The 25,133-nt window shown below is 45.5% G+C and carries 24 protein-coding genes; 18 read left to right on the forward strand and 6 right to left on the reverse strand.

The annotated features are described in order from the left end of the window. Positions 1–21 precede the first annotated feature (21 nt). Genes FGL80_RS06125 through FGL80_RS06135 form a run of 3 tightly spaced genes read right to left on the reverse strand, consistent with a single transcriptional unit; the run spans position 22 to position 1,664 of the window. Complete coding sequence (locus FGL80_RS06125) at positions 22–933, reverse strand: peptidyl-prolyl cis-trans isomerase (protein ID WP_010000193.1); 912 nt, start codon at positions 931–933, stop codon at positions 22–24. A 54-nt stretch (positions 934–987) separates the two neighbouring features. After that, entirely contained in the window at positions 988–1,227 is a 240-nt protein-coding gene (locus FGL80_RS06130) for a hypothetical protein (protein ID WP_055308006.1), read from the reverse strand. Positions 1,228–1,232: 5 nt separating this feature from the next. Beyond that, positions 1,233–1,664 carry an HIT family protein gene (locus tag FGL80_RS06135; protein WP_010000190.1) on the reverse strand — a complete coding sequence of 144 codons (432 nt, stop codon included), beginning with the start codon at positions 1,662–1,664 and terminating at the stop codon, positions 1,233–1,235. Between the two features lie 70 nt (positions 1,665–1,734). On the opposite strand from FGL80_RS06135, the gene FGL80_RS06140 reads away from it, so the two are divergent. Genes FGL80_RS06140 through trmB form a run of 3 tightly spaced genes read left to right on the forward strand, consistent with a single transcriptional unit; the run spans position 1,735 to position 4,443 of the window. Continuing rightward, positions 1,735–2,478 carry an ABC transporter ATP-binding protein gene (locus FGL80_RS06140; RefSeq protein WP_055308005.1) on the forward strand — a complete coding sequence of 248 codons (744 nt, stop codon included), beginning with the start codon at positions 1,735–1,737 and terminating at the stop codon, positions 2,476–2,478. Then, a complete protein-coding gene (locus tag FGL80_RS06145) occupies positions 2,465–3,736 on the forward strand; it encodes an ABC transporter permease (protein ID WP_055308004.1) in 1,272 nt (423 codons plus the stop codon). The genes FGL80_RS06140 and FGL80_RS06145 overlap by 14 nt, the downstream gene beginning before the upstream one ends. 47 nt (positions 3,737–3,783) lie before the next feature. Further along, positions 3,784–4,443, forward strand: coding sequence for a tRNA (guanosine(46)-N7)-methyltransferase TrmB (trmB, locus tag FGL80_RS06150; protein WP_055308122.1), 660 nt, complete (start codon positions 3,784–3,786; stop codon positions 4,441–4,443). 488 nt (positions 4,444–4,931) lie between these two features. Here trmB and FGL80_RS06155 read toward each other — a convergent pair whose 3' ends face one another. Next, a complete protein-coding gene (locus FGL80_RS06155; protein WP_055308003.1) occupies positions 4,932–5,498 on the reverse strand; it encodes a hypothetical protein in 567 nt (188 codons plus the stop codon). Between the two features lie 111 nt (positions 5,499–5,609). Next, the gene (locus FGL80_RS06160; protein WP_055308002.1) at positions 5,610–5,840 is read right to left on the reverse strand and encodes a hypothetical protein; all 231 of its coding nucleotides are present in this window, start codon (positions 5,838–5,840) and stop codon (positions 5,610–5,612) included. Between the two features lie 316 nt (positions 5,841–6,156). On the opposite strand from FGL80_RS06160, the gene FGL80_RS06165 reads away from it, so the two are divergent. The 12 genes from FGL80_RS06165 to FGL80_RS06220 all read left to right on the forward strand — a co-directional run bounded on the left by FGL80_RS06165 (position 6,157) and on the right by FGL80_RS06220 (position 18,520). After that, entirely contained in the window at positions 6,157–7,152 is a 996-nt protein-coding gene (locus tag FGL80_RS06165; RefSeq protein ID WP_055308001.1) for a nucleoside hydrolase, read from the forward strand. Beyond that, positions 7,149–7,694: an ECF transporter S component gene (locus FGL80_RS06170; protein ID WP_055308000.1), complete on the forward strand. Its 546-nt coding sequence runs from the start codon at positions 7,149–7,151 to the stop codon at positions 7,692–7,694. The genes FGL80_RS06165 and FGL80_RS06170 overlap by 4 nt, the downstream gene beginning before the upstream one ends. Before the next feature lie 311 nt (positions 7,695–8,005). Next, positions 8,006–9,946, forward strand: coding sequence for a transketolase family protein (locus tag FGL80_RS06175; protein WP_055307999.1), 1,941 nt, complete (start codon positions 8,006–8,008; stop codon positions 9,944–9,946). Position 9,947: 1 nt separating this feature from the next. After that, positions 9,948–10,781, forward strand: coding sequence for a shikimate dehydrogenase family protein (locus FGL80_RS06180; RefSeq protein WP_055307998.1), 834 nt, complete (start codon positions 9,948–9,950; stop codon positions 10,779–10,781). Next, on the forward strand, positions 10,778–11,788 hold the full coding sequence (gene aroF, locus FGL80_RS06185; protein WP_055307997.1) for a 3-deoxy-7-phosphoheptulonate synthase: 1,011 nt from the start codon (positions 10,778–10,780) through the stop codon (positions 11,786–11,788). The genes FGL80_RS06180 and aroF overlap by 4 nt, the downstream gene beginning before the upstream one ends. Positions 11,789–11,813: 25 nt before the next feature. Further along, entirely contained in the window at positions 11,814–12,881 is a 1,068-nt protein-coding gene (gene aroB, locus FGL80_RS06190) for a 3-dehydroquinate synthase (RefSeq protein WP_055307996.1), read from the forward strand. Positions 12,882–12,924: 43 nt separating this feature from the next. Continuing rightward, positions 12,925–14,103 carry a chorismate synthase gene (gene aroC, locus FGL80_RS06195; RefSeq protein ID WP_055307995.1) on the forward strand — a complete coding sequence of 393 codons (1,179 nt, stop codon included), beginning with the start codon at positions 12,925–12,927 and terminating at the stop codon, positions 14,101–14,103. Positions 14,104–14,139: 36 nt separating this feature from the next. After that, the gene (aroA, locus tag FGL80_RS06200; protein ID WP_055307994.1) at positions 14,140–15,435 is read left to right on the forward strand and encodes a 3-phosphoshikimate 1-carboxyvinyltransferase; all 1,296 of its coding nucleotides are present in this window, start codon (positions 14,140–14,142) and stop codon (positions 15,433–15,435) included. Further along, positions 15,432–16,271, forward strand: a complete 840-nt coding sequence (locus FGL80_RS06205; RefSeq protein ID WP_055307993.1) for a prephenate dehydrogenase — start codon at positions 15,432–15,434, stop codon at positions 16,269–16,271. Before aroA ends, FGL80_RS06205 begins: the two co-directional genes overlap by 4 nt. Before the next feature lie 13 nt (positions 16,272–16,284). After that, positions 16,285–17,085 carry a shikimate kinase gene (locus FGL80_RS06210; protein WP_055307992.1) on the forward strand — a complete coding sequence of 267 codons (801 nt, stop codon included), beginning with the start codon at positions 16,285–16,287 and terminating at the stop codon, positions 17,083–17,085. Continuing rightward, on the forward strand, positions 17,082–17,636 hold the full coding sequence (locus tag FGL80_RS06215) for a hypothetical protein (RefSeq protein ID WP_055307991.1): 555 nt from the start codon (positions 17,082–17,084) through the stop codon (positions 17,634–17,636). Before FGL80_RS06210 ends, FGL80_RS06215 begins: the two co-directional genes overlap by 4 nt. Continuing rightward, a complete protein-coding gene (locus FGL80_RS06220) occupies positions 17,633–18,520 on the forward strand; it encodes a type I 3-dehydroquinate dehydratase (protein ID WP_055307990.1) in 888 nt (295 codons plus the stop codon). Before FGL80_RS06215 ends, FGL80_RS06220 begins: the two co-directional genes overlap by 4 nt. A 30-nt stretch (positions 18,521–18,550) precedes the next feature. On the opposite strand, the gene FGL80_RS06225 is transcribed toward FGL80_RS06220, so the two are convergent. Then, the gene (locus tag FGL80_RS06225) at positions 18,551–18,748 is read right to left on the reverse strand and encodes a DUF2929 family protein (RefSeq protein WP_029509313.1); all 198 of its coding nucleotides are present in this window, start codon (positions 18,746–18,748) and stop codon (positions 18,551–18,553) included. A 127-nt stretch (positions 18,749–18,875) separates the two neighbouring features. On the opposite strand from FGL80_RS06225, the gene FGL80_RS06230 reads away from it, so the two are divergent. From FGL80_RS06230 to FGL80_RS06240, 3 genes are all read left to right on the forward strand, one after another. Beyond that, on the forward strand, positions 18,876–22,229 hold the full coding sequence (locus tag FGL80_RS06230) for a DNA polymerase III subunit alpha (protein ID WP_055307989.1): 3,354 nt from the start codon (positions 18,876–18,878) through the stop codon (positions 22,227–22,229). A gap of 96 nt (positions 22,230–22,325) precedes the next feature. Next, positions 22,326–23,747, forward strand: a complete 1,422-nt coding sequence (pyk, locus tag FGL80_RS06235; RefSeq protein WP_010000856.1) for a pyruvate kinase — start codon at positions 22,326–22,328, stop codon at positions 23,745–23,747. Positions 23,748–23,903: 156 nt separating this feature from the next. Then, complete coding sequence (locus FGL80_RS06240) at positions 23,904–25,100, forward strand: ammonium transporter (RefSeq protein ID WP_055307988.1); 1,197 nt, start codon at positions 23,904–23,906, stop codon at positions 25,098–25,100. The last annotated feature ends 33 nt before the right edge of the window (positions 25,101–25,133 follow it).

Genomic DNA, 25,133 nt, shown 5'->3' on the forward strand with positions numbered 1-25,133 from the left:
CTTCAGTGACGTGTTTTTAATTTACTTTGACTTGTTGGCTGTTAAACCAGCTGTCAAGTAAGCATTCAAAGCATTTTTAAGTTGTGCGTCCTTAACGTCAACGTTTTCTTGACGTAGGATCTTACCAATAATGGCTTGTACTTTGTCACTGCTCTTTTGATCATTCAAGAAGTTTGTGACAAGCTTGTCCGTGAGTTGTGTACGCACGCTGTTCAAGCTAGGCTTCTTTGTCGTCTTGTCCAAACGGATAACATAATAGCTACCGTTAGACGTTACAGGGTCGGTTGTATAGTCACCGGTTTTTGCAAGTTTGAAGGCGGCGTCTTGAATTGCTGAATCAACACTTGTGCTAGTAGAATCAAAGGCAGGGAGTTGGCCATTTGACTTTTCATAAGTCTTATCTGTTGTATATTGCTTATAAACGTCGTTCCAACTTTTACCTGACTTTAAGTCTTCAATGGCTTTTTTGGCAGAATCTTCATCTTTTGCTTTAATCATCGAAATCGTTGTTGATTGATGATAGTCTTTGTAAGCTTGTTCAAGTTGGCTGTTTGACACCTTGTAGTTGGCTTTCACAGCTGCCGTCATAATCAAATTGTTTTTGATGTTCGTCTTGAATTGTGCTTCAGTCATATTGTTTGAAGCCAAGACTGTCTTGAAGGCATCGCCGTATTGGGCCTTTTGTGTATCAAATGCTTGTTGCACGTCAGACTTTGAGACATCGCCTCCGTATTTATTGTCAAGTACGGTTGTGACCACTGTGTTGGCGAACGCTTGTTGACCAGCTGGTGACTTTTTTAAGTCAGCCAAGAATGATTTTTCCGTCACTTTTCCTGCGTCAGATGTCATCAGTGTTTTTGATGAATTGAGACCAAGATAGATCAGACCACCTGCAAAAATAACAACAAGTAGCCCCCAAATAAATTTACGCATGAGATGCTTCCTTTTCTGATTAGTATCTTGATTATTTTAACACAAAATCAGTCTCTACGCCTGATACTTTGACAATTCAGCTTTCAGGTGTGCAGTGGTCTCTTGGATGCGATCAAGATGTGGCTTATTTTTGAAGTTCATCTTATTAATGTCGACTTGGAGATCATCTTGCACGACTTTTAGTTGCGCTAATTGTGCTTTAAGTTGGGCTTCTTGGTTTTGAAGTTGTTTGCCCAAAGACAGGATGGTTTGAATTTGGGCAATTATATGTTTGATTTGATCAATGACAACCATGGCAGTTACTCCTTTTCAAGGGCTTCAGTAATCGCTGTGGCAATCGCTTGGTAACGTTCAGGTGAGAATTGACTGCTGTTGTCAATGGTTGGTGCCAAGCGTGAAGTCAAATTGTCATCATCATAACGTGGAATCAAATGCCAGTGGGAATGACGGACTGTTTGACCAGCGGATACGCCATTGTTAGACGAAATATTCATCCCCGTAATCTTAGGATCACTGGCTTTGATCGCCCGTGCAAGCATAGGGAGTTTCAATAACACCGCTTCAGACACAGCGGCATCATAATCGAAGATATCATCGACATGTTTTTTGGGCACTACTAGCGTATGACCAGGGGTTACTTGAGAAATATCTAGAAATGCTAACACATCGTCGTCTTCATATACTTTGTAGCTGGGAATATCACCAGCAATGATTTGATCAAAAATATCCATTGTTTAACTCCATTTCGTTTTGTTATGGCTATTATACCAAATAACCAATGGCCCCTGTTATAATGGAATCATGGGATTAAAAATTGACAATTTAACCGGTGGTTATGCTGGGAATCAAGTCTTGCACAACGTGTCGTTTGAAGTAGCTGATGGCCAAATTGTGGCGTTAATTGGGTTGAATGGGGCAGGTAAATCAACCACCATCAATCATATTATTGGTGAGTTATTACCAAAATCTGGCAAAATTACCTTAAACGGTCTTGATTTGGCACAAGACCCGTCAAACTTCAAGGCACAATTGGCTTATATTCCAGAACAGCCGATTTTATATGAAGAATTAACGTTAGGGGAACATCTTGACTTGATGTTAGCTGCGCATGGGCTTGATAAAGCCGCGATTTGGCCAGATGTGGTGGCGTTGTTAACGTTATTTCGGTTAGCGGACAAATTACATTGGTTACCGAGCCATTTTTCCAAGGGAATGCGCCAAAAGGTGATGCTGGTTTCAGCATTTATGTTAAAGGCGCCGTTATTACTCGTTGATGAGCCATTTTTAGGGCTCGATACGTTGGCCCATCGGGATGTGGTGCGCTTGATGCAAGCACAAGTATCAACCGGCAACAGTGTGCTGATGACGACCCATTTGCTGAGCTCGGCGGCTCAATTTGTGGATACTTTTGTCGTATTAGAAGCTGGTCAAGTACGCTTTGTGGGGACCCCACAGGCATTAGCAGATCAATACCAGCTCACGGTGGCGACGCTTGATGACTATTTTGACTTGGCGCAAGGAGCGGTGTCTTATGGCCATGACTAAGCTTTTTGAGTCGCGTTGGCATCAAGCTAATCACATCACGGTTACTTACTTGAAGCGGTTGTTTAATGACCATTTTCTAGTTTTTCTCGTGATAGCATTTGGCGTTGGGGTACTGGGCTATCGCGAACTGTTAACGGACCCGCGATACATGCAGTTGTGGCAATCGCCGTGGTTAATTGCCGCCGTGGTCTTGTGGTTGGTCGTGGGCCTGCAATTTGGGGCATTGATCACGTATTTTAAGCCAGCTGATGCGTTGTTTTTGATGGGAAGTGACCAACAGCTGATCAAACATTATCTGCCACGTGCTTTTGCGGTAAGTTATGGTTGGGCTGTCGTGTGGCAGTCGGCGGCTATCGGCCTCATTGTGCCCATCCTTTGGCAAATCGGGGGGATGTCGAGCTGGCGTTTGGCGTTGCTCTGGGGTATCGTTTTTGCATACAAAGGGCAGTTGCTTTTGGTCGCGCGGCAACGTTTATTTTTAACGCTGCAACAGTCAGATTACGACTGGCGACGGGGCATCCAAGCAATCATATATCGCGTTGTGATACCTGGTGGCCTGCTAACCTCAGTCTTAACCGTACCGCAAAAATGGCTGGGGTTGGTTGGCCTGACGCTACTCATCATATTATGCCTAGCTGGTTATCGCTATTGGTTAACAACAACACGGGCCAAAAACTTGGCTATCAATTGGCCAATAGCCATTGCGCAAGCACAACAACATGAGCAGCGCGTCTATCGCTTTTATGCAACCTTTGCAGAAATCCCTAACCAACCAAGAACCATTAAGCGTCGGCGTTATTTGGACGGGGTGATAAAAACATTGACAAAACGCCGTTCGGTCATGTATCGTTTATATTTGATACGTTTGGCACGAGATAATGACAGTTTGCCATTAGTCATGCGATTAGCAGTGCTAGGCTTGTTACTCGTTTGGGCGTTAGCACAGGCACCAATTTGGCTTGTTGCCGTTATTGCGGCAGCTGTGCTGTATTTGATCACATTCCAACTGTTACCGTTGTATACCAATACGCAACAGACATTATGGACGCGTTTAATGCCAGTGTCGTCCGCAACACAGCAGCAGGCTTTTATCACGTTGAATCAACAGTTCAATGGATTAGTTGCCAGTTTGCTGGTGTTAGTAAGTTGGCGACACGGGTGGGCAACAATGGGGGCAACGCTGATTAGCGTGGTTGTGATGTGGCTATTTTTAAGCCGAGTTTATCTCCCCAAACAGTTAAATAAGAAAAGATTTTAAAAAGAAAGGCAATCAATGCGTGATGCGCATTGATTGATGTTATGCATATGCATTTACGAGCAAAACCTTGGGCGGCCGATTGGTTGGCTGCCCATTCAGATATTGTGATTGACCAAGAACGGGCAACGGCACAAATTGGCAAGTGGCAAGAATTGTTTGATCAAGAACAGCCCATTCATGTTGAAATTGGTTCAGGAAAAGGCCAATTTATTTTGGGGATGGCTTTAGCACACCCTGAAATCAACTATATTGGGATGGAAATTCAAGAAACAGCGATTGCCATTGCGGCACGTAAAAGTTTTGATCAAGTTGGGAAATTACCAAACTTGCGTTACATTTACGGCAATGGTAACGGCGTAGAAACGTATTTCGAAAAGGCCGAAGTCGCCAAATTGTACTTGAACTTCTCTGATCCTTGGCCAAAAAAGCGCCACGAATCACGCCGTTTAACTTACAAGTCATTTTTGAAGTCGTATGAAGCGATTTTGCCTGATCATGGTGAAGTTGAATTCAAGACCGATAATCGTCACTTGTTTGAATACTCAATGGTGAGTTTCATGGACTACGGTATGCGTTGGACAGCCGATGACTACACATTGGATTTGCATGCGGATGAAGACAAGGTCGCTGGCAATATTGAAACCGAGTATGAACAAAAGTTCTTAGCTAAAGGACAACCAATCTATAAAATTAAGGCACACTTCTAATCCTGCAAGGGTTACAGCCGCCTTCCATTAAAAATAAAAACACGACTCAAATTGAGTGGTGTTTTTATTGTTTGGGGAGATTTCGGGGACCTGATACGCAAACAATCATCGTTGTGTTGGGGATTAAAAATAAAACCTTGCAGTGGCTTAAAATATGTGATACACTTATTATTATTGAATGCAACAGAGAGTGTTTTCAGCAGTCTAGCAGAATACTTGTCAAATCATAAGTTATTTGTTTTAATATGATATTTAATAGATGTTGAATGGGACAGAGAGCCCGTTAACATCACATATATTAAGTGAGTTTAATTAATCAATTAAATCTAGTTTTGTAATGTATATCCGTTTTATCAAGAAGCCTGTTAGGCTTTTTATTTTGAAAAAAATATGCACATAAAAACCGCTAAACAGACGTTTAGCGGTTTTTATGTGTATTTTATTGACCGAATTTTGACGTTGTGTTTATTTACGCCAACAAATGATAATTATTCTTCGTAAATATCGTTGGCATCACCACGATTGTTGACGATTTTAGCTTCCATGTATGGGACAGTCACATGACCACGGTTGGGAGCATTGTAAGACTTGGTCCCATCACCAATTCCTGATACAGTGATGAGATCGTCCTCTAAAATACTTGCGTTTTTAAGGAGGTGACGATCGATTTCAACGAGCATCACGTGATCCTCATTATTATCAACGGCAATTGGCACTTCAACCTCGTCATCTTCGACATTGATCACTTGCAAAACGCGACCAGTGAATTTTAACTTCTTGTCATCGAACTGCTCGGGATTACGCGCAACTTGCTTGTAAGTAATATTTGATTGGTATGCTTTAGGATCTTGGTCGTGCGCATCGCGCTTTGATTGTGCGATCATTATCACGACTAATGCACTCAAGAAGGCGAGCGCGACAACAAAAGCAATAATAACCGCGCGTAAACGGATTGATCCTTGACGCTTTCTAATTTTATCAATGACGTAAATGACCAACAAAACGACAAATGCGACTGTCGCAATTAGAGATAGTATGGAAAAAATTTCTGTCATCTCATAACTCCCTAAAGCCTTTTTATGTGGATGCTCAGCACATGTTGCGCCTATTTGAGCGGCTACATGGTCCAATATGTACGCCCACTTGGGCATGACGCAAACGTCGGGTTATTGTGTTTGCTTTGTTTGGTAGGCTGTTGGCTGTGTTTCAGCAGCATCCATGATGGCTGCCCCGATGATGCCAGCAAAAAAGACAAAAACGACAAAGAAAGCAATAATGAGTGTCCGTAGATTAATTGCGCTTGGTCGTTTGTTGATTTTATCAACGAAAAAAATAACTAATAGCAACATAAAGATTAATGTTGCAATCAGCCAAAGAATGCATAAAAATTCAGCCATTTTTTCTCTCCCAAAAACCTTTTACTGTGATTGTTTAGCACATGTTGTGTTGATTTGCTGTATGATGTTACAAATTTACAACGGGCAAAGTGATTTTTTTCATAAAATATATTAAATGAGTTTTATGTGTCAGTCAAGTGAATTGCTAAACGTTTACATACGGGAAATCGGGACATCTAGGGCTAGGGGTTCTTTTGTGACGTGATCTTTGATACACTTAATAAGCATTTATCAAAAATCAACGGCTACTCGTTGGACTGGTTCGAAATGCTGCCCAGGATAAAAAACCAAGAACCCTTGAAAGGTAGGAGAGATAATGCAAAAACATCAAGTGATTATCGATGCTGATCCTGGCATTGATGATAGCCTCGCGTTACTGGTGGCGTTGCAATCGCCAATGATTGAAGTCATTGGGATTTCAATTGTCGCTGGTAACGTCCCAACTGAGATTGGCGTCGCCAATGCACTAAAAGTCTTGCGTGAAGTCGATCGGTTAGATATCCCAGTCTTTGCTGGGGCCACGACCCCTTGGACTCATGAGTATGTGAGTGCCCAAGATACCCACGGGATGGATGGCATGGGCGAGAGCCAATTGCCACCAGTTACCGACATGAGCGCTTCACCATTAGATGCGCAAGCAGGGTACGAAACCTTGTTGCAAGCACACGATGACGTTTGGTTCATGGCGTTAGGGCCGTTAACCAACGTCGCGCAATCGCTCAAAGCGCAACCAGAACTTTGGTCTCATGTTTCGCGTTTGATTGTGATGGGTGGAGCCTATCAAACCAATGGGAATACCTCCCCAGTTGCTGAATACAATTTTTGGGTGGATCCCGATGCGGCCGATTATGTTTTCCAGAATAGTCCGCTGATGATTGAATTGGTGCCGCTAGACGTGACCCGTAAAATTGTGATGACGCCCAATATTTTGCAAATGATGCATTATTTGGATGCTGATAAATCAGCCTTTGTTGAACAAATCTTGCCATTTTACTTTGATTTCCATTGGGCCCAAGAACATGTCTTGGGGGCCGTGATTAATGATCCGTTGGTCATTGTCTACGCCTTGCATCCCGAATTGGCAAGCACCATCGAAAAGTATGTGACGGTGATAACCTCAGGGGTTGCCTTGGGACAAAGTATTGTAGACGGGGCCGACTTTTGGCAGCGACCAGCAAATGCGAAAATTTTACAACAAATTGACGCTAAACGGGCAATGGCCTATATTGTGGGTGGCTTATTAACACGCGATGTGACAACAATTGAAAAAGAGCTTGATAACATCGCCACAGATTTGGAGCGATCATCATGACAAAACAGTTTTCAGCACAAAAAATTGCCCTCATTGCGCTTTTTATTGTGATTAACATTGTAGGTGGCCATTTGGCCCTTTATACACGGCTACCGGTTTATTTAGATACAATTGGGACCCTGTTAGGCAGTGCGTTCTTTGGACCAATTGGTGGTGTGATTACAGGTGTCTTAACGGCCCTGATTAACGGCACAACTGGCGACTTATTCTCGATTTATTACATGCCTAGTCAAATTACCGTGGCCTTAATGGCTGGTCTGGTCTATAAAAAGTTCAAGCCAACCGATATCAAAAATATTTGGTGGTTGGCTTTGGTTATTTCGTTGCCAGCAACGATTGTCAGCACGATAGTTACCGTGATACTCTTTCATGGCATCACGTCATCAGGATCAAGTATGATTGTTCAAATGCTACATGGCATGGGCATTAATGAAGTCGTCGCAGTCTTTTTAGTGCAAGTGGGGACAGATTATCTTGATCGCTTGATTGGTGTTTATGTGGTAGCGATTGTTTATCCGGTCATTCATCGATATATTAAATAATTATCACCTATTTTTAATTTATTGTTGACAACTATCATTTTCAACGTTATAGTAAGAACATCAAATAGGAACGAGAAAAATCATGAACAATACAATCTTGAAAAACAATAGCTATTATTACTTCTGGTTTATGTAGTACCGTCGCATGTTAAGTGCGTCGGTCAACGACGCACTTAGCGGCCAGAGGTTTTTCAAGGTTGGGTCACTAAGTGGAATGTAACACTTAGTGGCTTTTTATTTTAACAGGTGAACTGTTGTGGTAAATCGTGCTGGGGGTTACACCCAGCACGATTTTTTTATGAGGAAGAATAATGAGTGAAACATTAGTAAAACCTGATATTGCCACGCAGACGATTAATCAATTACGATTACTCGCTAACCAAATGATTACCAAAGCGGGCTCGGGTCATCCAGGAATTGCTTTGGGTGCGGCGCCAATGCTCTATGAATTGTATGCGAATCAATTGGTGATTGACCCGGCACAACCAGAGGCGCTTAATCGCGATCGGTTTGTACTATCAGCAGGTCATGGGGCCGCGTTACTGTATGCCACTTTGCATGTCGCAGGGTTTGCACTATCGGCTGCTGATTTAGCCGCGTTTCGTCAACCACATTCAAAAACGCCTGGGCATCCTGAAGTGGGGGTGACGCCAGGCGTCGATGCCACCACTGGACCGCTGGGACAAGGGTTAGGCATGGCAGTCGGGATGGCGATGGCAGAAGCTAAGCTTCATGCCCAATTTCCAACGGTCATTGATCACTTCACTTATGCATTAGTTGGGGATGGTGACCTAATGGAAGGTATCAGTCATGAAGTGGCGACGCTGGCTGGCCAACAAGCGCTGGCAAAACTGATTGTGTTATACGATGACAATCAGGTGAGCTTAGATGGACAGCGGGCGCGGGCCGATACGGCGGACAATGTGGCACGTTTTGCCAGCTATGGTTGGGATGTGCGACGTATTACCGATGGTAATGATTTGGCTGCGATTCATGATGCGATTGAAAATGCCAAATTGTCACCAGAACCCACGTTGATTGCGGTGCGGACAACTATTGGTGATTCAGGACCATATGCTGGGACGCATCAAGCCCACGGGACGCCGCTAACACCGGCCCAACTCAACGCGTTAGCGGATAATTTAGGCACCACATTAACGCCGAACTTTAGCCTTGATGAACCACTCGTTACTCATATGCGTGACAAAATAAAGCAGCGTCTCGCACAACAAACAACGCCTAGTGCTGATGAATTACAAGCTTATTTTGAATTTGCGCAATGTCAGAGTCTACAAATACCAACCCTGAATGCTACCGCGCAGCAACAAGCAGCGCGCACAATTGGAAAAATTACGTTACAAACAGTTGCCCAAACTTGGCCACAGTTGTGGGGTGGAGCCGCGGATTTAGCCAGTTCCACGCAAACGACGATTACCGATTCATCCTTGTTTGCGCCAGACAATCGCACGGGGCGCAACATTGGATTTGGCGTAAGAGAGTTTGGGATGGGCGCAGTCATGAACGGGATTGCGTTACACGGCGGCACCAAAGTATTTGGCAGTACGTTTTTGGCATTCTCCGACTATATGAAGGCCGCTATTCGTTTGAGTGCCTTGCAGCATGTTCCCGTCATCTATGTCTTTACCCATGATAGTGTCACAGTTGGTGAAGATGGGCCGACGCATCAACCAATTGAACAGTTAATGGGGTTGCGCCTAATTCCTGGGGTGAACGTCTTACGACCAGGGACAGCTGAAGAGGTAGCGGCCGCCTGGCACCAAGCCCTGTTATCAACAGACACACCCACGGTTTTAGTCCTAAGTCGTGGCAGCCTAGGGGTACAGGGCACACCAGTACAAGCGCATCAGGCCATGATTGCTGGGGCAGCGCAAATTGTCGTGGCACCAGCGGCCGTCGTTAATTTGATTGCCACAGGGTCGGAAGTGCAATTAGCCCTTGCTGTTAGCCAACAACTCCCACAGCCCAGCCGGGTCATTTCAATGCCAGACTTGCAACGTTTTCTATCGCTTGATCAGTCAAAAAAAGATGCAATCATCCCCAAAGATCAGGCTAAAAATGTGATAATAGAAGCAGGCACAACGCTTGGTTGGCAGGCTATTGCCGGCGATGATGGCTTGATATTTGGCCTTGATCATTTCGGCATGAGCGCTGCACCGCAAACCGTTCTTGAAGACGTTGGTTTGGTCGTAGATGTGTTGACTGAAAAAATTACGCAATATTTAGGGAGTTAGTATGACAATATATGGTTTGATTGCCCAACCGGCTATGCATTCGCTATCACCAGTGATGCAAAATAGGATGATCGCCGCACGGCAAATCGATGCGTATTATCAAGCATTTGATGTTGCACCCGAACAACTGGGTGCTGCGGTTGCAGGATTACGGGTCCTATCAGTTGGTGGGTTCAATGTGTCGACCCCCCATAAATCAACCATTATCCCGTATTTAGATGAACTCACGCCACAGGCACAACGTTTGCAAGCGGTTAATACGGTGAAAAATATAAAGGGGCACTTGATTGGAACGAGCACGGATGGCGATGGCTTTTGGCAAAGTATCCCACGTAACCAACCACATGAACGGGTGGTGTTGCTCGGCACTGGTGGTGCTGCGCGTGCCGTTATGGCAACGGCACCACAATACGGGGTGCGACAATTAACCGTTTTCAACCGTGCACATCTGGATTGGTCACAACGGGAAACAACCGTGGCGTATCTTAGCCAAGGGATTGGCCAATTGGCCGATTTGGCTGATAATCAAACACTCTCAGCCGCCTTACAGCAAGCCGATTTATTAATTAATGCCACAACGGTGGGGATGAATGATGCCCGCACCTTGTTAACAGATTACCAAATTGGCCTCTTGCCACAACATACGTTAGTGGTAGATATGATTTATCGTAACCAACAAACAGGCCTATTACGTGCCGCTGCCAGTCGTCAATTACCTACGCAAAATGGGTTGGCGATGTTAGTGAATCAAGGCGCATTAAGTTTTGAATACTGGTTTAACCAACCAGCTGATCGCCAGTTGATGGCAGAAACAATTCGAGGAATAACAATATGATTATTATTGCAAATAACAATACCACTGCCCAGCATTTGGCCGACAACCTGAGCACAGGTGATCCACTTAAACCGGTATTTGTCCACAACAATCGTGTGGCATTAGCCGGTGTTAAAACACTATCTGATGAGCTACTGGCCCCTTTTAATAATGATATTATTGATATCATTACCGACCACCATACCGCCATTGCGTCATCGCGTGACTTCCATCCAGAAGATACGGTGATTACGACCAAGCATTCTGTCATTGGGGGCGACAATTTTGTTTTCATGGCTGGGCCAGATGCCATTGAAAGTCCGGACCATGTGATGGATATGGGTGAGGTCGTTAAAAAGGCTGGGGCAACGATTTTACGTGGTGGTGCCTTTAAACCCCGTACGTCACCTTACTCATACCAGGGGAATGGTGAAGCTGGCCTTCAGGCGCATCGTGCCGCTGCTGATGCGTTAGGGATGGATATGGTCACCGAGATTTTGGATACCCGTGACGTTGAACTCGTGGATCAGTACACGGATATTTTCCAAGTTGGCACACGTAACATGCAAAATTTTGCCTTGTTGAAAGCCCTTGGACAAAAGCGGAAGCCCGTTGTCTTGAAACGTGGGATGTCTGCCACGATTGATGACTTGTTAAATGCTGCCGAATACATTGTGGCTGGTGGGAATACGCAAATTATTTTAATGGAACGCGGTATTCGCACTTACGATAATAAGTACACGCGTAACACCATTGATGTGTCAGCCATTCCAGTTTTGCAGAGCTTGACCCATTTTCCGGTTATTGCTGATGCCTCACATGCCGCTGGGGTTGCAAAATTTGTGGCACCGTTGGCTTTGGCAGCGATTGCAGCGGGGGCTCAGGGCTTGATGACGGAGATTCATGATGATCCAGCGCATGCCTTTGTTGACGGGGCGCAAGCACTGACCCCAGCCGAATTTAGCGCATTAGCAGACAAAGCGCGTCGGGTGCATGAGGTTGTGCAAGCTGATTTAGTGGCGCAATGATATTGCATGTGAGAAAGGAGAGACCATGACGACTGTAACTGTCAATGTTGGCCAACAGGCTTATGACGTTAAAATTGATGATAATAACCACACGCACATTGGCGACGAGATCGCAGCCGTTTGGACACCACGGCAAATCGCCTTAATCACCGATAGTCATGTTGGACCACTTTATTTAGCCGATACGACACGCCAACTCGAAGCAGCCGGCTTTCATGTTTTACCACTCGAAGTGCCGGCTGGCGAACAATCAAAATCACTCCAAGTTGCCGGTGATCTAATAAGCGCCCTGGCCGAGCATGGGTTTACCCGCAGTGACGGGGTGGTGGCGTTAGGTGGTGGCGTGATTGGTGATTTAGCCGGCGTGGTAGCGTCACTGTATATGCGCGGCATTGCCTACATTCAAATTGCAACCTCGCTGACAGCGCAAGTGGATTCATCAGTTGGCGGTAAAACTGCTGTCAATTTAGGCGCGACCAAAAATATTGCTGGCACTTTTTATCAACCTGACTTGGTCTTAGTTGATCAGACTTACTTAGCTACCTTGCCGGATCGTGATTTAGTGGAAGGCTATGCGGAAGTGGTGAAAACGGCTGCGTTAGCCGGATCCGAATTTTTTAACTTGACGGGTGATATTCGGAGTATCTCAGATATTCGCACCCATGCGCAAGCGTTATCAGCCCGCGCTATTGCTTACAAAGCAGCAGTAGTGATGTCGGATGAAAAAGAAGCCGGTCAACGGCAGTTCCTCAATTTTGGCCACACGTTAGGTCATGCGATTGAATTACTGGCACATGGGGATCTGCGGCATGGTGAAGCAGTGGCGATTGGTATGATGGCGTTGACTGAACGTATGGTGCGCGATGGCATTTCACCAGCTGATCTTGTCCCAGCATTACAATCTCGGTTAACGGCAGTTGGTCTGCCAATTACCTCTGATTTGTTAGGCACACCGGCCTTTTTTGACCGATTGGTCAATGATAAGAAAAATCACGCCGGGACTTTGAACCTGGTTGCGCTCGCTGAGGTTGGGCAACCCATTATTGTACCTAAAGCGTTATCCGCCATGCCGGAATTTATGGCATCAATTTGATTTGAAAGGAATTGCGCCTGTAGGCGCAACATATAATAAGACGATGAGATATACAACTGCTGGCGAAAGCCATGGCCCAGAAGAAATTGCTGTGATTGAAGGGATTCCTGCCGGCTTACATCTTACCCAAGAAGACATTAACGAACAACTTGCACGACGCCAACGCGGGTATGGTCGAGGTGAACGTCAAAAAATTGAAACAGACACAGTCACTTTTTTAACAGGGGTGCGGCATCAGTACACACTCGGCTCACCGATTACTCTTAATGTGCATAATGACGATCACAATAACTGGTCAAAAATTATGGCGCCTAACACGCCGGCTACACCGGAAAATACGCTCCGGAAAGTATTGCGACCACGACCAGGTCATGCTGATTTGGTGGGGGGAATCAAGTATCGTCACCATGATGATTTACGAAATGTCTTAGAACGGTCATCTGCCCGAGAAACGACGATGCGCGTGGCCGTCGGTGCCGTAGCCAAGAAATTATTGGCTGAAATTGGGGTTGATGTCCATGGTTTTGTGGTCAATGTTGGGCCAGCTAAATCCGATTTGAGTCAGTTAACCAAGTATCATGACTTACAAGCTTTGCGTGAAGTCACAGAAGGCTTTGAAACCCGCGCCCTTGACGCTGCAGCTGATGCGGCGATTCGTGACGTGATTGATAAAACGAAACGCGATGCTAACACGGTCGGCGGTCAGGTGCAAGTCATTGCAACTGGCATGCCAGTTGGTTTAGGGTCTTATGTGTCAGCTGATGAAAAATTGGACGGTAAAATTGCGCGGGCCATTGTGGGCATTAACGCGTTTAAAGGGGTCCAATTTGGCGGTGGTTTTGACAATGCTGAAAAATACGGCGACCAAGTGATGGACGAAATTTTTTGGGATGCGGAAAAGGGTTTCTATCGTGGCTCAGACAATTTAGGCGGCTTTGAAGGTGGGATGACAACTGGGGAAGCGATTGTGGTGCGTGGCGTGGTGAAGCCGATTCCAACACTTTATCGGCCAATGCAGTCGGTTGATATTGATACCCACCAAGATCACAAAGCGTCAATTGAACGTTCCGATACGACGGCGGTGACGGCAGCTGCGGTGATTGCCGAAGCGATGGTTGCCATTGAGTTGGCTAAGGCAGTTTTGGATAAGTTTGATGCCGACAATATTGACCGGATGAAAGAACAGGTCGCAGCCTACCGTGAAGAAGTTCGTCGTTTCTAACAAGATATTTTCAGATAACAGGAAAAAGGAGAGGCTATGATTCGATTAACGCCCGCCCCGACAACGGGCCTACACGGGCAACTAACTGTCCCTGGGGACAAATCTATTTCACACCGCGCCTTAATGTTTGGGGCCATTGCCCAAGGCATGACCGAAATTGAAAATTTCTTAGATTCTGATGATGTGTTACACACCATGCGCATCTTTCAGAACTTGGGGGTTCAGATCACACAAACCGGCACACATGTCCGCATTCAAGGACAAGGGCTTGAACATTTTCAGGCGCCCAAAGCGCCATTAGACATGGGCAATTCAGGGACCTCCACACGCTTGTTAATGGGATTGTTGAGTAAGCAGCCCTTTGACATGACAATTTTTGGGGATGGGTCATTAAGTCAGCGGCCGATGCAACGTGTGTTGGCACCGTTATCACAAATGGGGGCGCAAATTACGTTGACCAATGGTGATAAATTACCAGGTGTGATTCATGCGAATCAAGCGTTAACCGGTATCACCTATGAGATGCCAGTGGCGTCTGCGCAAGTTAAAAGCGCGATTATTTTAGCTGGGATGCAGGCAGCGGGACAGACGACCATTATTGAAAAGTTGCCTTCGCGTGACCATACTGAACGCATGCTGCGCCAATTTGGCGGTCAAATCCAGGCAGATCATGGCGTCATTACCTTGTCACAGCAGCCAACACTGATGGGCCAACATGTCGTAGTACCAGCTGATATTTCCAGTGCTGCCTTTTTCATTGTGGCTGCCTTGATTACCCCAAATTCTGAGATTACTTTGAAAAATGTGGGCATTAATCCAACGCGCGATGGGGTTTTGCGTCTGCTACGGCGGATGGGCGCTGACTTGACGCTGACGCATGTGAATGACGGCTATGAACCGACTGCAGATATTACAGTGCGCGCGCAACCGTTGCATGGGATACAAATCACTGCTGCAGATATTCCTAGCGCTGTAGACGAAATTCCGATTTTGGCCTTAGCTGCCACGCAAGCACAAGGGGATACTATCATTTCGGGTGCGGCTGAACTGCGGGTGAAAGAAACGGATCGCATTGCCACGGTGGTTGCTGAATTAACAAAGTTAGGTGCAGATATTGAGGCCTTACCGGATGGGATGATTATTCACGGTGGCACACCACTCCATAGCAGCAATGATTCCACGTTGTTAGAGACGCATGGGGATCATCGGATTGGCATGATGAATGCAGTGGCCGCTTTGATTGCTCATCAAGATGTTGTGATGACCGGTGAAGATGCGATGAGTGTCTCTTATCCTGGATTTTTGGCCGATTTGATGCAGGTGATGCGATGAACATTGTTGTGCAAGGGTTAGGAGAAATGGGGGCGTCACTGGCGGTTTGTTTGAATGCCCAACCGGCGCATCACGTGATTGGCGTTGATCAAGACCCAGATACGTTAACCGTAGCATTAGCTAAAGGAATTGTCGCCGAAACGGCATCACAATTAGCGCCAGCCGCTACGCAAGCTGACGTCATTATTTTAGCAACACCCGTGACAGGGATTATCCAAGCCTTAAAGACACTCGCGTCGCTGCCTTTGAAACCGGATGTCATCATCACAGATACTGGTTCGACAAAACGTGACATTATGGCCGTAGCAGCCACGCAACTCGCTCACGTGGCCTTTATTGGTGGTCATGCCATGGCGGGGACGCATTTAAGTGGGGTGACTGCCGCCAACCCACAGTTATACCAGCAAGCACCCTATTTTCTCATCCCAAATCAAAAAGGGCAGGCTACTTTATCGACATTGCAAACGTTGTTGGCGCCCTTACAGGCGAACTTTAAAACGATTGACACAACCACCCATGACCACTTGATGGCGATGATTAGTGATGTGCCACATATTGCGGCGTTTGCGTTGATGAATGCAGCGGTTAAGCAACTTGGGGATGTGGCCGATTTTGGGCAATATGTAGCCGGTGGCTTTAGAGATACCACGCGCATTGCAGCCAGCGATCCTAAGCTTTGGACAGACGTTTTAATGAGTAATCAAGCAGCGGTACTTGCCAGTACGCAACAATTGATGGCGGAACTGACTGCATTTAATCAGGCATTGTCCGCACAAGACACTGACCAATTGTTACGATTGATTCAATCTGCGCAAAAGGCACGACAACATTTATGAGGTAGCGACAATCATGTTGACATCACCAGAAACATTGCTATTGGTTGGATTTATGGGCGCCGGCAAAACGACGATTGGTCAGGAAATTGCCCGCCAACACCAAGCCAATTTTATCGATTGCGATTCAGAAATTGAACGCCGCGCTGGACAAACGATTCCAGAAATTTTTGCCAGTCAAGGTGAGGCGGGTTTTCGTGCGCTGGAAACCCAAGTCTTAGCAGATTTGCAGACGTTTAAAGGCGTCGTGGCGACTGGTGGTGGGGTGATTGAGCGGCCGGAAAATCGGGCGATATTGAAAGCCTCATCAGCCACGATTATTTATCTGCATGGGAACTTGGAAAGTACGATTAGTCGTTTGCTGAACGAAGGTCAACGGCCGTTATTGCAAGAAAAATCAACCGCAGCATTTTTTCAGCTATGGCAATTACGGGATCCGTTATATCGTAGTGTGGCACATGTCACAGTGGAAACGGTTGGTAAAACGCCTGAACGACTGGCAGCAGAAATTATCGCGTTATTTAGTACGCCGGAAGATGAATTAGATTTGTTACAATTACGCTCGGAAATTGATGCGCTTGACCGTCAAATTTTTCAAATGATTGAAAAACGGATGCAAGTTGTGGGTGCTGTGGCGCAGTACAAAGAAAAATGCGGCATGGCTACCGTACAAACAGCGCGCATGCAACAGATGCGTGATTTATTGAAATATGATTTTGCGCAATCGGCTGATATCTCAGATGACATGATTGATCAAATTATGACAATCCTGACAAATTCAGCGATTAATAAAGAAAATAAGCAGTTAAAGCGATGAAACTACACACGTTAGGGCCTGTCGGGACCGACTCAGAACAGGCAGCCAAAGCTTATATCACCGACCAGACGTTGGTTTTACATCAAGATTTTGAGGGTATTTTAATGCATTTAGACGATTATGTCGGTGATCAGATTCTTGTGCCAGCAGCGTTTAAATCGCATCAGTTGCCAGCGTTGAATTGGGCAAATTTTAACTACTTGGCTTGGGAAAAGGCAACCATTGTGGCCACGTTTGCTCGACCTTTGATGACACTTGTTGTGGTTGAAAATACCGCTTATGTACGCAATGTAGCTGTCATTCACGCCGCAACTGAGGGGTTATTGACCCAATATTTACGCGCTAATGGCTTAGATAACGCCTGGGGACCCTCGGTGATTTTTGCCCCCAGTAAGCCTGTCGCCATGTCAGCCTTTATAAATGACCAAAATCGGTTTACAATTATATCAGAAGCACAATTCTTAAAATTACCAGAAAGTGAAGATCCAAAGTACCAAGTGCGACAACGATTAAGTCCACAAATGGTCTGGGTTGTCTATCAAATCAAATGACATTACGAGAACAATTACACCTTCCTGAAAGTCCAACTGGTAAGCCGGTTATCGCTGTGCCATTAATGCTTGGACCAACTGATAAATTGACACCGTTTGCCCAGCAACTCCAAGTCCAAAAGCCAGACGTGGTGGAATGGCGCGCCGACTATATTGCGGATGATTTTAGCGAAGCGGTGATGTGGCAACAAGTGAAAGCGGGAGCGCAAGCAGCGTTAGCGCAAAAAGATGTGTCAGCAATGACTGAAGCTAAAATGTTAGCAGAAATCGACCAAGCCCAGCAGGAATTTAAGGCGAATTGGCCGATTATGAACCAACAAATCATTAAAGAATTGACGGGATCAGTGTTTGAGACGATTGGCGACTTTCCCATTATTTTGACGTATCGCACGCAAGCACAAGGTGGTCGGGGTGAAATGTCGCCACTTGAATATACGTTATTCATGGTTAATGCATTACAATCGGGCTATCATTTTGCCGCTGTTGATGTGGAATATACGTTAGCTGCTGAATTCCGTGACAAAATCATAGCGGTCGCGCGTGAAGCTGGTGTGCCAGTCATCATGTCGTATCATGACTTAAATGAGACGCCGGATGTGCCGCTTTATTTAGCTGATTTGGCAGCAACCGGTGCTGATATTGTGAAACTTGCGGTAACACCACATGATGAAGCGGATGTTGAGCGCTTGCTGCTGGCAACACAAGCCGCACAAATTGCGCAGCCGCTTATCACCATTAGTATGGGACTATTGGGGCAACGGTCACGGATTGAAGGGTATCAATATGGCTCAGAAATGACTTTTGCGGTCTTAGATGGCCAACCTGTGAGTGCACCAGGACAACTCACAATAAGTGAATTACGGGCAGCTTGGCAAGCTAAATAAAAAAATCGCGCAATAACTTGCGCGATTTTTTTATTTTTTATGAATGACTGCTTTTGATGCGGCTGAGCCCGAAATTGCAGGGATTGCAATGATCGCAATTTCGCCAACAATAATGGCCAAAACGGCAGCACCGACGAATGAATAAGTACCACCAGTCAGTTGAGACACAATGTAACCCAAAATTTCGCCAAATACAGCAGACCAAAAAGCAACAGTAATGAATTTCATACTTTTCACCTCTTTACAGAACTATCATACGCTTATTCCTGAAAAGCGCAACCTTTTTTCGCGATTTTCGTGTATAATTAAAGGGAACAAAGTTTCGTATCATGAAGCGAAATAATGCGGAGGGCTAATGTACGCACCGTTACAAATTTTAAGCGCCTATAGCTTACTAAAAAATCCTAATACGATTCCTCAAATTGTTGCAACAGCGAAAGCACGACACTATGAGGCGATTGCCCTAACTGATCTCAATGTGATGTATGGGGCAGTCGAATTTTACCGAACGGCTTTGGAAAATAATCTTAAGCCGTTATTTGGCGTAACTTTGGAAGTCAATGGATTAGTGAACACAGCGACAACGTTTCCCATGATTTTAATTGCGGAAACGCAAGTCGGTTATCAAAACTTGATGTGGTTATCATCAGCGAAAATGACGGCCAAAACGCCTGATTTAACGTTGGCGGCATTGTCAGACCATTTAGAAGGGATTAACGTGATTTTGCCAGGCGATAGTGAATTATCACAGTTCATTGCGTCGGCCTACGATGATGTGGCGCAATATTGGCAAACCCTCATGACTTATATTACGCCAGCACATTTATACTTGGGGATTAACCCCCAGATGGCGCCACAAATCCAAACCCGTCTCGCTGATTTCCAAACGACAACCCAAGCACAATTAATTGCACTAGATGACGTCGCGTATCTGAATACAGATGATGCGTTCACGACCCAGGTGTTAAAGTCAATTGATGCTAATGTCAAACTAGAGGGCATTAAGGCGCTATCACAGCAATCAGGTACCCAAATTTTACAAGATTACAACCAGGTTAAGGCTGCCTATCAGACGAGTGATCTCTTAAAGGCTGCCTTTTTGGCCAATGAAGCCTTGGTAGCTAGAAGTCAGGTCACGTTGACTTTTAGTCAGACGGCTGCTTTACCGGCGTTTCAGTTACCAGCTGGTATGCCGGATGCCGGCACATATTTAAGAACTTTGGCCGAGAAAGGCTTGGCGGCACGATTACAAGGTCTGCATGTTGATCAGTCCCGTTATCAAGCGCGTTTAGCACATGAGCTGGCAGTGATTGATCAGTTGGGCTTTAATGATTATTTCTTAATTGTTTGGGATATTGTGAATTTTGCTTATCAAAATCATATCCAACTCGGGGCAGGGCGTGGATCAGCTGCTGGATCACTGGTAGCGTATGCGTTGCGCATCACAGATGTGGATCCACTGCAGTTTGGCTTACTCTTTGAACGTTTTTTGAATGCGGACCGTGTCCAAATGCCAGATATTGATATTGATTGGCCGGATAATAAACGCGACGTGGTCTTGAAATATCTACATGATAAATATGGTCAGCGTAATTTTGCTCAGATTTTAACGTTTGGGACGTTAGCCGCCAAACAAGCACTGCGCGATACGGCGCGTGTGTTTGGTGTCTCACAGCAGATGATGAGCCGGATTAGTAATGCCGTACCAACGGGTAAACAAGGGCGAAAAGTCTCAATTCAAGATGCGCTCCAAGCAGGTGATGGGCTCCAAAAGGTCTTGTCAGAAATTGATGACGGTCAATTACTGCTGAAAGTTGCCCAACAAATCGAAGGATTGCCACGAAACTATTCGACGCACGCGGCAGGGGTCGTGTTAAGTGCGGATACACTGGTGCACACCTTGCCGGTGCAGTCAGGGACTGATGAGCGCTTATTGACGCAGTTTGAAAAGGATACGGTGGAGGCGTTAGGACTACTAAAAATCGATGTCCTAGGGTTATCAAACTTATCCATTTTGGCACAAACCTTATATGAAGCACGGCACCAATTGCCAGAGCATTTTGACATTAGTCGTGTGCCATTGGATGATGCGGCAACGCTCGCTTTGTATGCCAAAGGCGATACCAATGGAATCTTTCAATTTGAATCGGCGGGTATTAAACATGTCTTGCGGCAATTACAACCGGCCACTTTTGAACATATTGTGGCGGTTAATTCGCTTTACAGACCAGGGCCTAGTCGCAACATTGAAAGCTTTATCAAACGTCGACATGGTCTTGAACCGGTGACGGTGCCTGACGCCAGTTTGAAGACCATTTTAGCACCAACATTTGGCATTATCGTGTATCAAGAGCAAGTCATGTTGGTTGCCGAAGCTTACGCTGGTTTGACACTTGGGGAAGCGGACGTGTTGCGTAGTGCCATGTCAAAAAAGAAGTTGACACAAATGGCGGCGATGCAAGAAAAGTTTATTAATGGTGCGGTAGCCTTGGGACATGACCGCCAAGAAGCGGCCCAAATTTTTGCTTATATTGATGAGTTTGCAAACTATGGCTTTAACCGCTCGCATGCGGTGGCTTATAGTAAGCTATCTTTCCAGTTAGCTTATATGAAGGCCCACTATCCAGCGGCATTCTTTACCGCCGTGTTAAATGCCAATTTAGGGTCACCCGAAAAGGTACGGCTGTATGTTGCGGAAGCCAAGGCGCGTCAATTGCAGGTAGCAGCACCGCACATCAATCAGTCACAGCGTTTTTGGACAGTTAATCAGGGTGTTTTGCAAATGGGACTTAATAACATCCGTGGTTTACGGACTGATTTTGTGGCTGCTGTCTTGGCTGAACGGACGGCCAATGGCCCGTTTCAATCGATTCAATCCTTTGTTCGACGCCTACCCGAAAAGTTTAGAAAACGGGACACGCTGCGTCAGTTAGTTTATGCGGGGGCTTTAGATACATTTGGCTACAACCGGATGGAACTTGTGACCGCTTTAGATGATTTGATTGAAGCGGCTAGTTTTGGCGACTTGATTTTAAACGAGACCAAAATTAAGAAAATGCCTGATTGGGACTTAACGGAGAAGTTAGCCTACGAAAAAGAGGCTATCGGTGTGAATTTATCGGGCTATCCACTCGATGGCTATGCCAGCTTAATTGCCGATCACAATTACCAAGAAATTGCTGATTTGACTGAAAAGACTGATAAAAAGCAACCGGTGACCGTTATTGCCCTCATTGACCAAGTGCGCACAACACGTACCAAAAAAGGTGAGGAAATGGCTTTTGTCACAGTATCAGATGCGACGGGCACAACTAGTGTGACCGTTTTCCATCAACTTTATGACAAAGTGAAAGCTGACTTAAAGGTTGGAGCCATCATTCAATTCACGGGCCGTGTCGATCACTATAATGGCAAAATTTCAGTTGTGGCTAATCACTTGAGTTTGGCCCCGGATTTAGCTCAATCACAACAAAATGGGACGTGGTTTTTGCAGTTTGATACCGTACATGATACGCAAACAAATCGTCGTGACGTCATTGCGGTTTTGAAAAAGTATCATGGCGATAATCCAGTCGTGATTCATTGGCAAAATGACCAAAAAAATCAACAATTAGCACCGGCGTTTTGGTTGAGTGATGAAACCGCTATCATGCGTGAACTAGCGCCATTACTGGGAAATGACAATGTGGTCTTTCGACGAAATCATTAATATTATGGCTTGTATAAACACCTAAGAATGTATAAAATAGAGCTTGGGTAGTGTTGCACAAGCAACAACCAAGATAACTAAGGAGCATATTTAACCATGAAAAAGACGAAAATCGTCTCAACACTTGGTCCGTCATCATCTGATGTCGAAACAATCGTCAAGTTGATCCAAGCGGGTGCCAACGTATTCCGCTTCAACTTCTCACACGGTGATCACGAAGAACACTTGAGCCGCATGAATGCTGTTCATGAAGCTGAAAAGATCACAGGTAAGACAGTCGGTATCTTGTTGGACACAAAGGGTGCTGAAATCCGTACAACAAAGCAAGTCGATGGTAAGATTGAATTCCAAACAGGCGACGTTTTGCGTATCTCAATGGACGAAAACCTTGAAGGTACAAAGGAAAAGATTGCCGTAACCTACGCAGGTTTGTTTGATGACGTGCAAGTGGGTGGACAAGTCTTGTTTGATGATGGTTTGCTTGGCACAACTGTTCTTGAAAAGGACGTTGCTAACCGTGAACTTGTTGTTCGTGTTGACAATGATGGTATCTTGGGATCACGTAAGGGTGTCAACGCACCAGGTGTTTCAATCAACCTGCCTGGTATCACTGAAAAGGATGCTGATGACATTCGCTTCGGTTTGGACCACGGTATCAACTATATCGCCGCATCATTCGTTCGTAAGCCTGAAGACGTGCTCGAAATTCGTGCCTTGTTGAAGGAAAAGAACATGGAACACGTGCAAATCGTGCCTAAGATCGAATCACAAGAAGGTATCGACAACCTTGATGCTATTATTGCCGTTTCTGATGGTTTGATGGTACCACGTGGTGACATGGGTGTCGAAATTCCAGCCGAAAACGTGCCTTTGGTACAAAAGGAAATGATCCGCAAGATGAACTTGGCAGGTTTGCCAGTTATCACTGCGACACAAATGCTTGACTCAATGGAAGAAAACCCACGTCCAACACGTGCCGAAGCTTCCGACGTTGCCAACGCTGTCTTCGATGGTACTGATGCCACAATGTTGTCAGGTGAATCAGCTAACGGTGAATATCCAGTTGAAGCCGTTGCCACAATGGCTGCTATCGACGAAAAGGCTGAATCATCATTGCCTTACAACGGTCGTCATCAAGATCTTCACTTTGATGAAACAGATGCGACAGAAGCCGTTGCTTCAGCTGTATCACGTATTGCCCACAGCGTAAATGCTAAGGCAATCGTTGTGTCAACAAACTCAGGTTACACAGCACGTATGGTATCAAAGTACCGTCCAGAAGTTAACATTTTGGCCGTGACTTATTCAGAACGTGTACAACGTGGTTTGACTTTGAACTACGGTGTCTTGCCAGTTGTTTACGATGCTCCTGCAACAATCGATGAAATGATTGCATTGGCTAAGACAGCTGTTAAGGAACAAGGTTTGGCTAACACAGGTGACACAATTGTCATCGCAGCCGGTGTACCAATGTCACAATCTGGTACAACAAACATGATTACTGTACAAACAGTTTAATCAAACGCAATTGATGCAATGAAAATAGCCGCTAGCGGCTATTTTTTTTATGCTTCTGACTAAAAATCGGTAATGTCACAAAACCTACCACAATTAAAACGTTCAATTGGTCTAGCTGATATGATTAGAGCAACGTTAAAAGAGGAGTAAGGTATTATGAATACAGGTGATTTGGCTTGGGTGTTAATTTCGGCAGCATTGGTTTGGTTAATGACGCCAGGTTTGGCCCTCTTCTATGGTGGCTTGGGTGAACGACGCAATTTATTGCACACCATGTTTGTGCCCATTTTAATCATTGGGATTGCAACAATGGTCTGGTTCACTGTTGGTTACTCGCTGGCATTTGGTGGCGCGGGGGATATCATTGGTAACTTTAAGCATTTATTTTTGTCTGGGGTATCGTTTACCCATTCAACAAAGAGCTTAACGATTCCCGATGGTGCGTTTGCCTTGTTCCAGGGCATGTTCCCGATTATCACGGCTGCCATCATTACCGGTTCGGTGATTGGCCGTGTCCGCATTAAAGCCATGATTGTGTTCATTACGCTATGGTTGATTTTTATTTATACGCCATTGGCACACATGGTGTGGGGCGGTGGTTTGTTGGCAAAGCTAGGTGCGATTGACTTTGCTGGTGGGACAGTTGTTCACATTTCAAGTGGTGTGACTGGCTTGGTCTTGGCCTTGATGATTGGTCACCGACATAACGATAAGCATGTACCTGTTCGACCTTCTTATGTGTTGATTGGTGGGGCGTTGCTTTGGGTGGGTTGGTTCGGCTTTAACTCAGGCTCTGCATTAGCCGCTAATGGTATTGCTGTCTTGGCCTTGGTTAACACGTGGTTGGCTTCAGCTGCTGGTGTGTTGACTTGGGGACTTGCCGAATATAAAATGCATGGCCGCGCTACCTTGTCTGGGATTACCAGTGGTGGGGTTGCTGGTTTAGTTGCCATTACGCCAGCTGCAGGCTTCGTTGCCCCTTGGGCAGCGGTTGTGATGGGCTTGTTGGCCGGTGTCATTGGCTTTGGCGGAATTACTTTTGTTAAGAATAGTTTTGGTTATGATGATACGCTAGATGCCTTTGGAATTCATGGCATTGGTGGTGCAGTTGGGGCTATTTTAACCGGTGTATTTGCCGATAAAACGATTGGTGGTATTGCCGGTGCTGTGAACGGTGATTGGTCATTAGTTTGGAAACAGTTGGTTGCTATTTTGTTCACTGTGGCCTTTGCTGCGATTGGCACCTATATTTTGGCAAAAATCACCGCAGTGATCGCCGCACCATTACGCTTAACACCTGAAGAAGAAGCGCAGGGCTATGACAATATTATGCATGATTTAACGGTGGAATAACGGGCAAATGCCCGTTTTTTGTGTTAAAATTAA

The sequence above is a fragment of the Leuconostoc lactis genome, assembly GCF_007954625.1.
GTDB lineage: Bacteria > Bacillota > Bacilli > Lactobacillales > Lactobacillaceae > Leuconostoc > Leuconostoc lactis_A.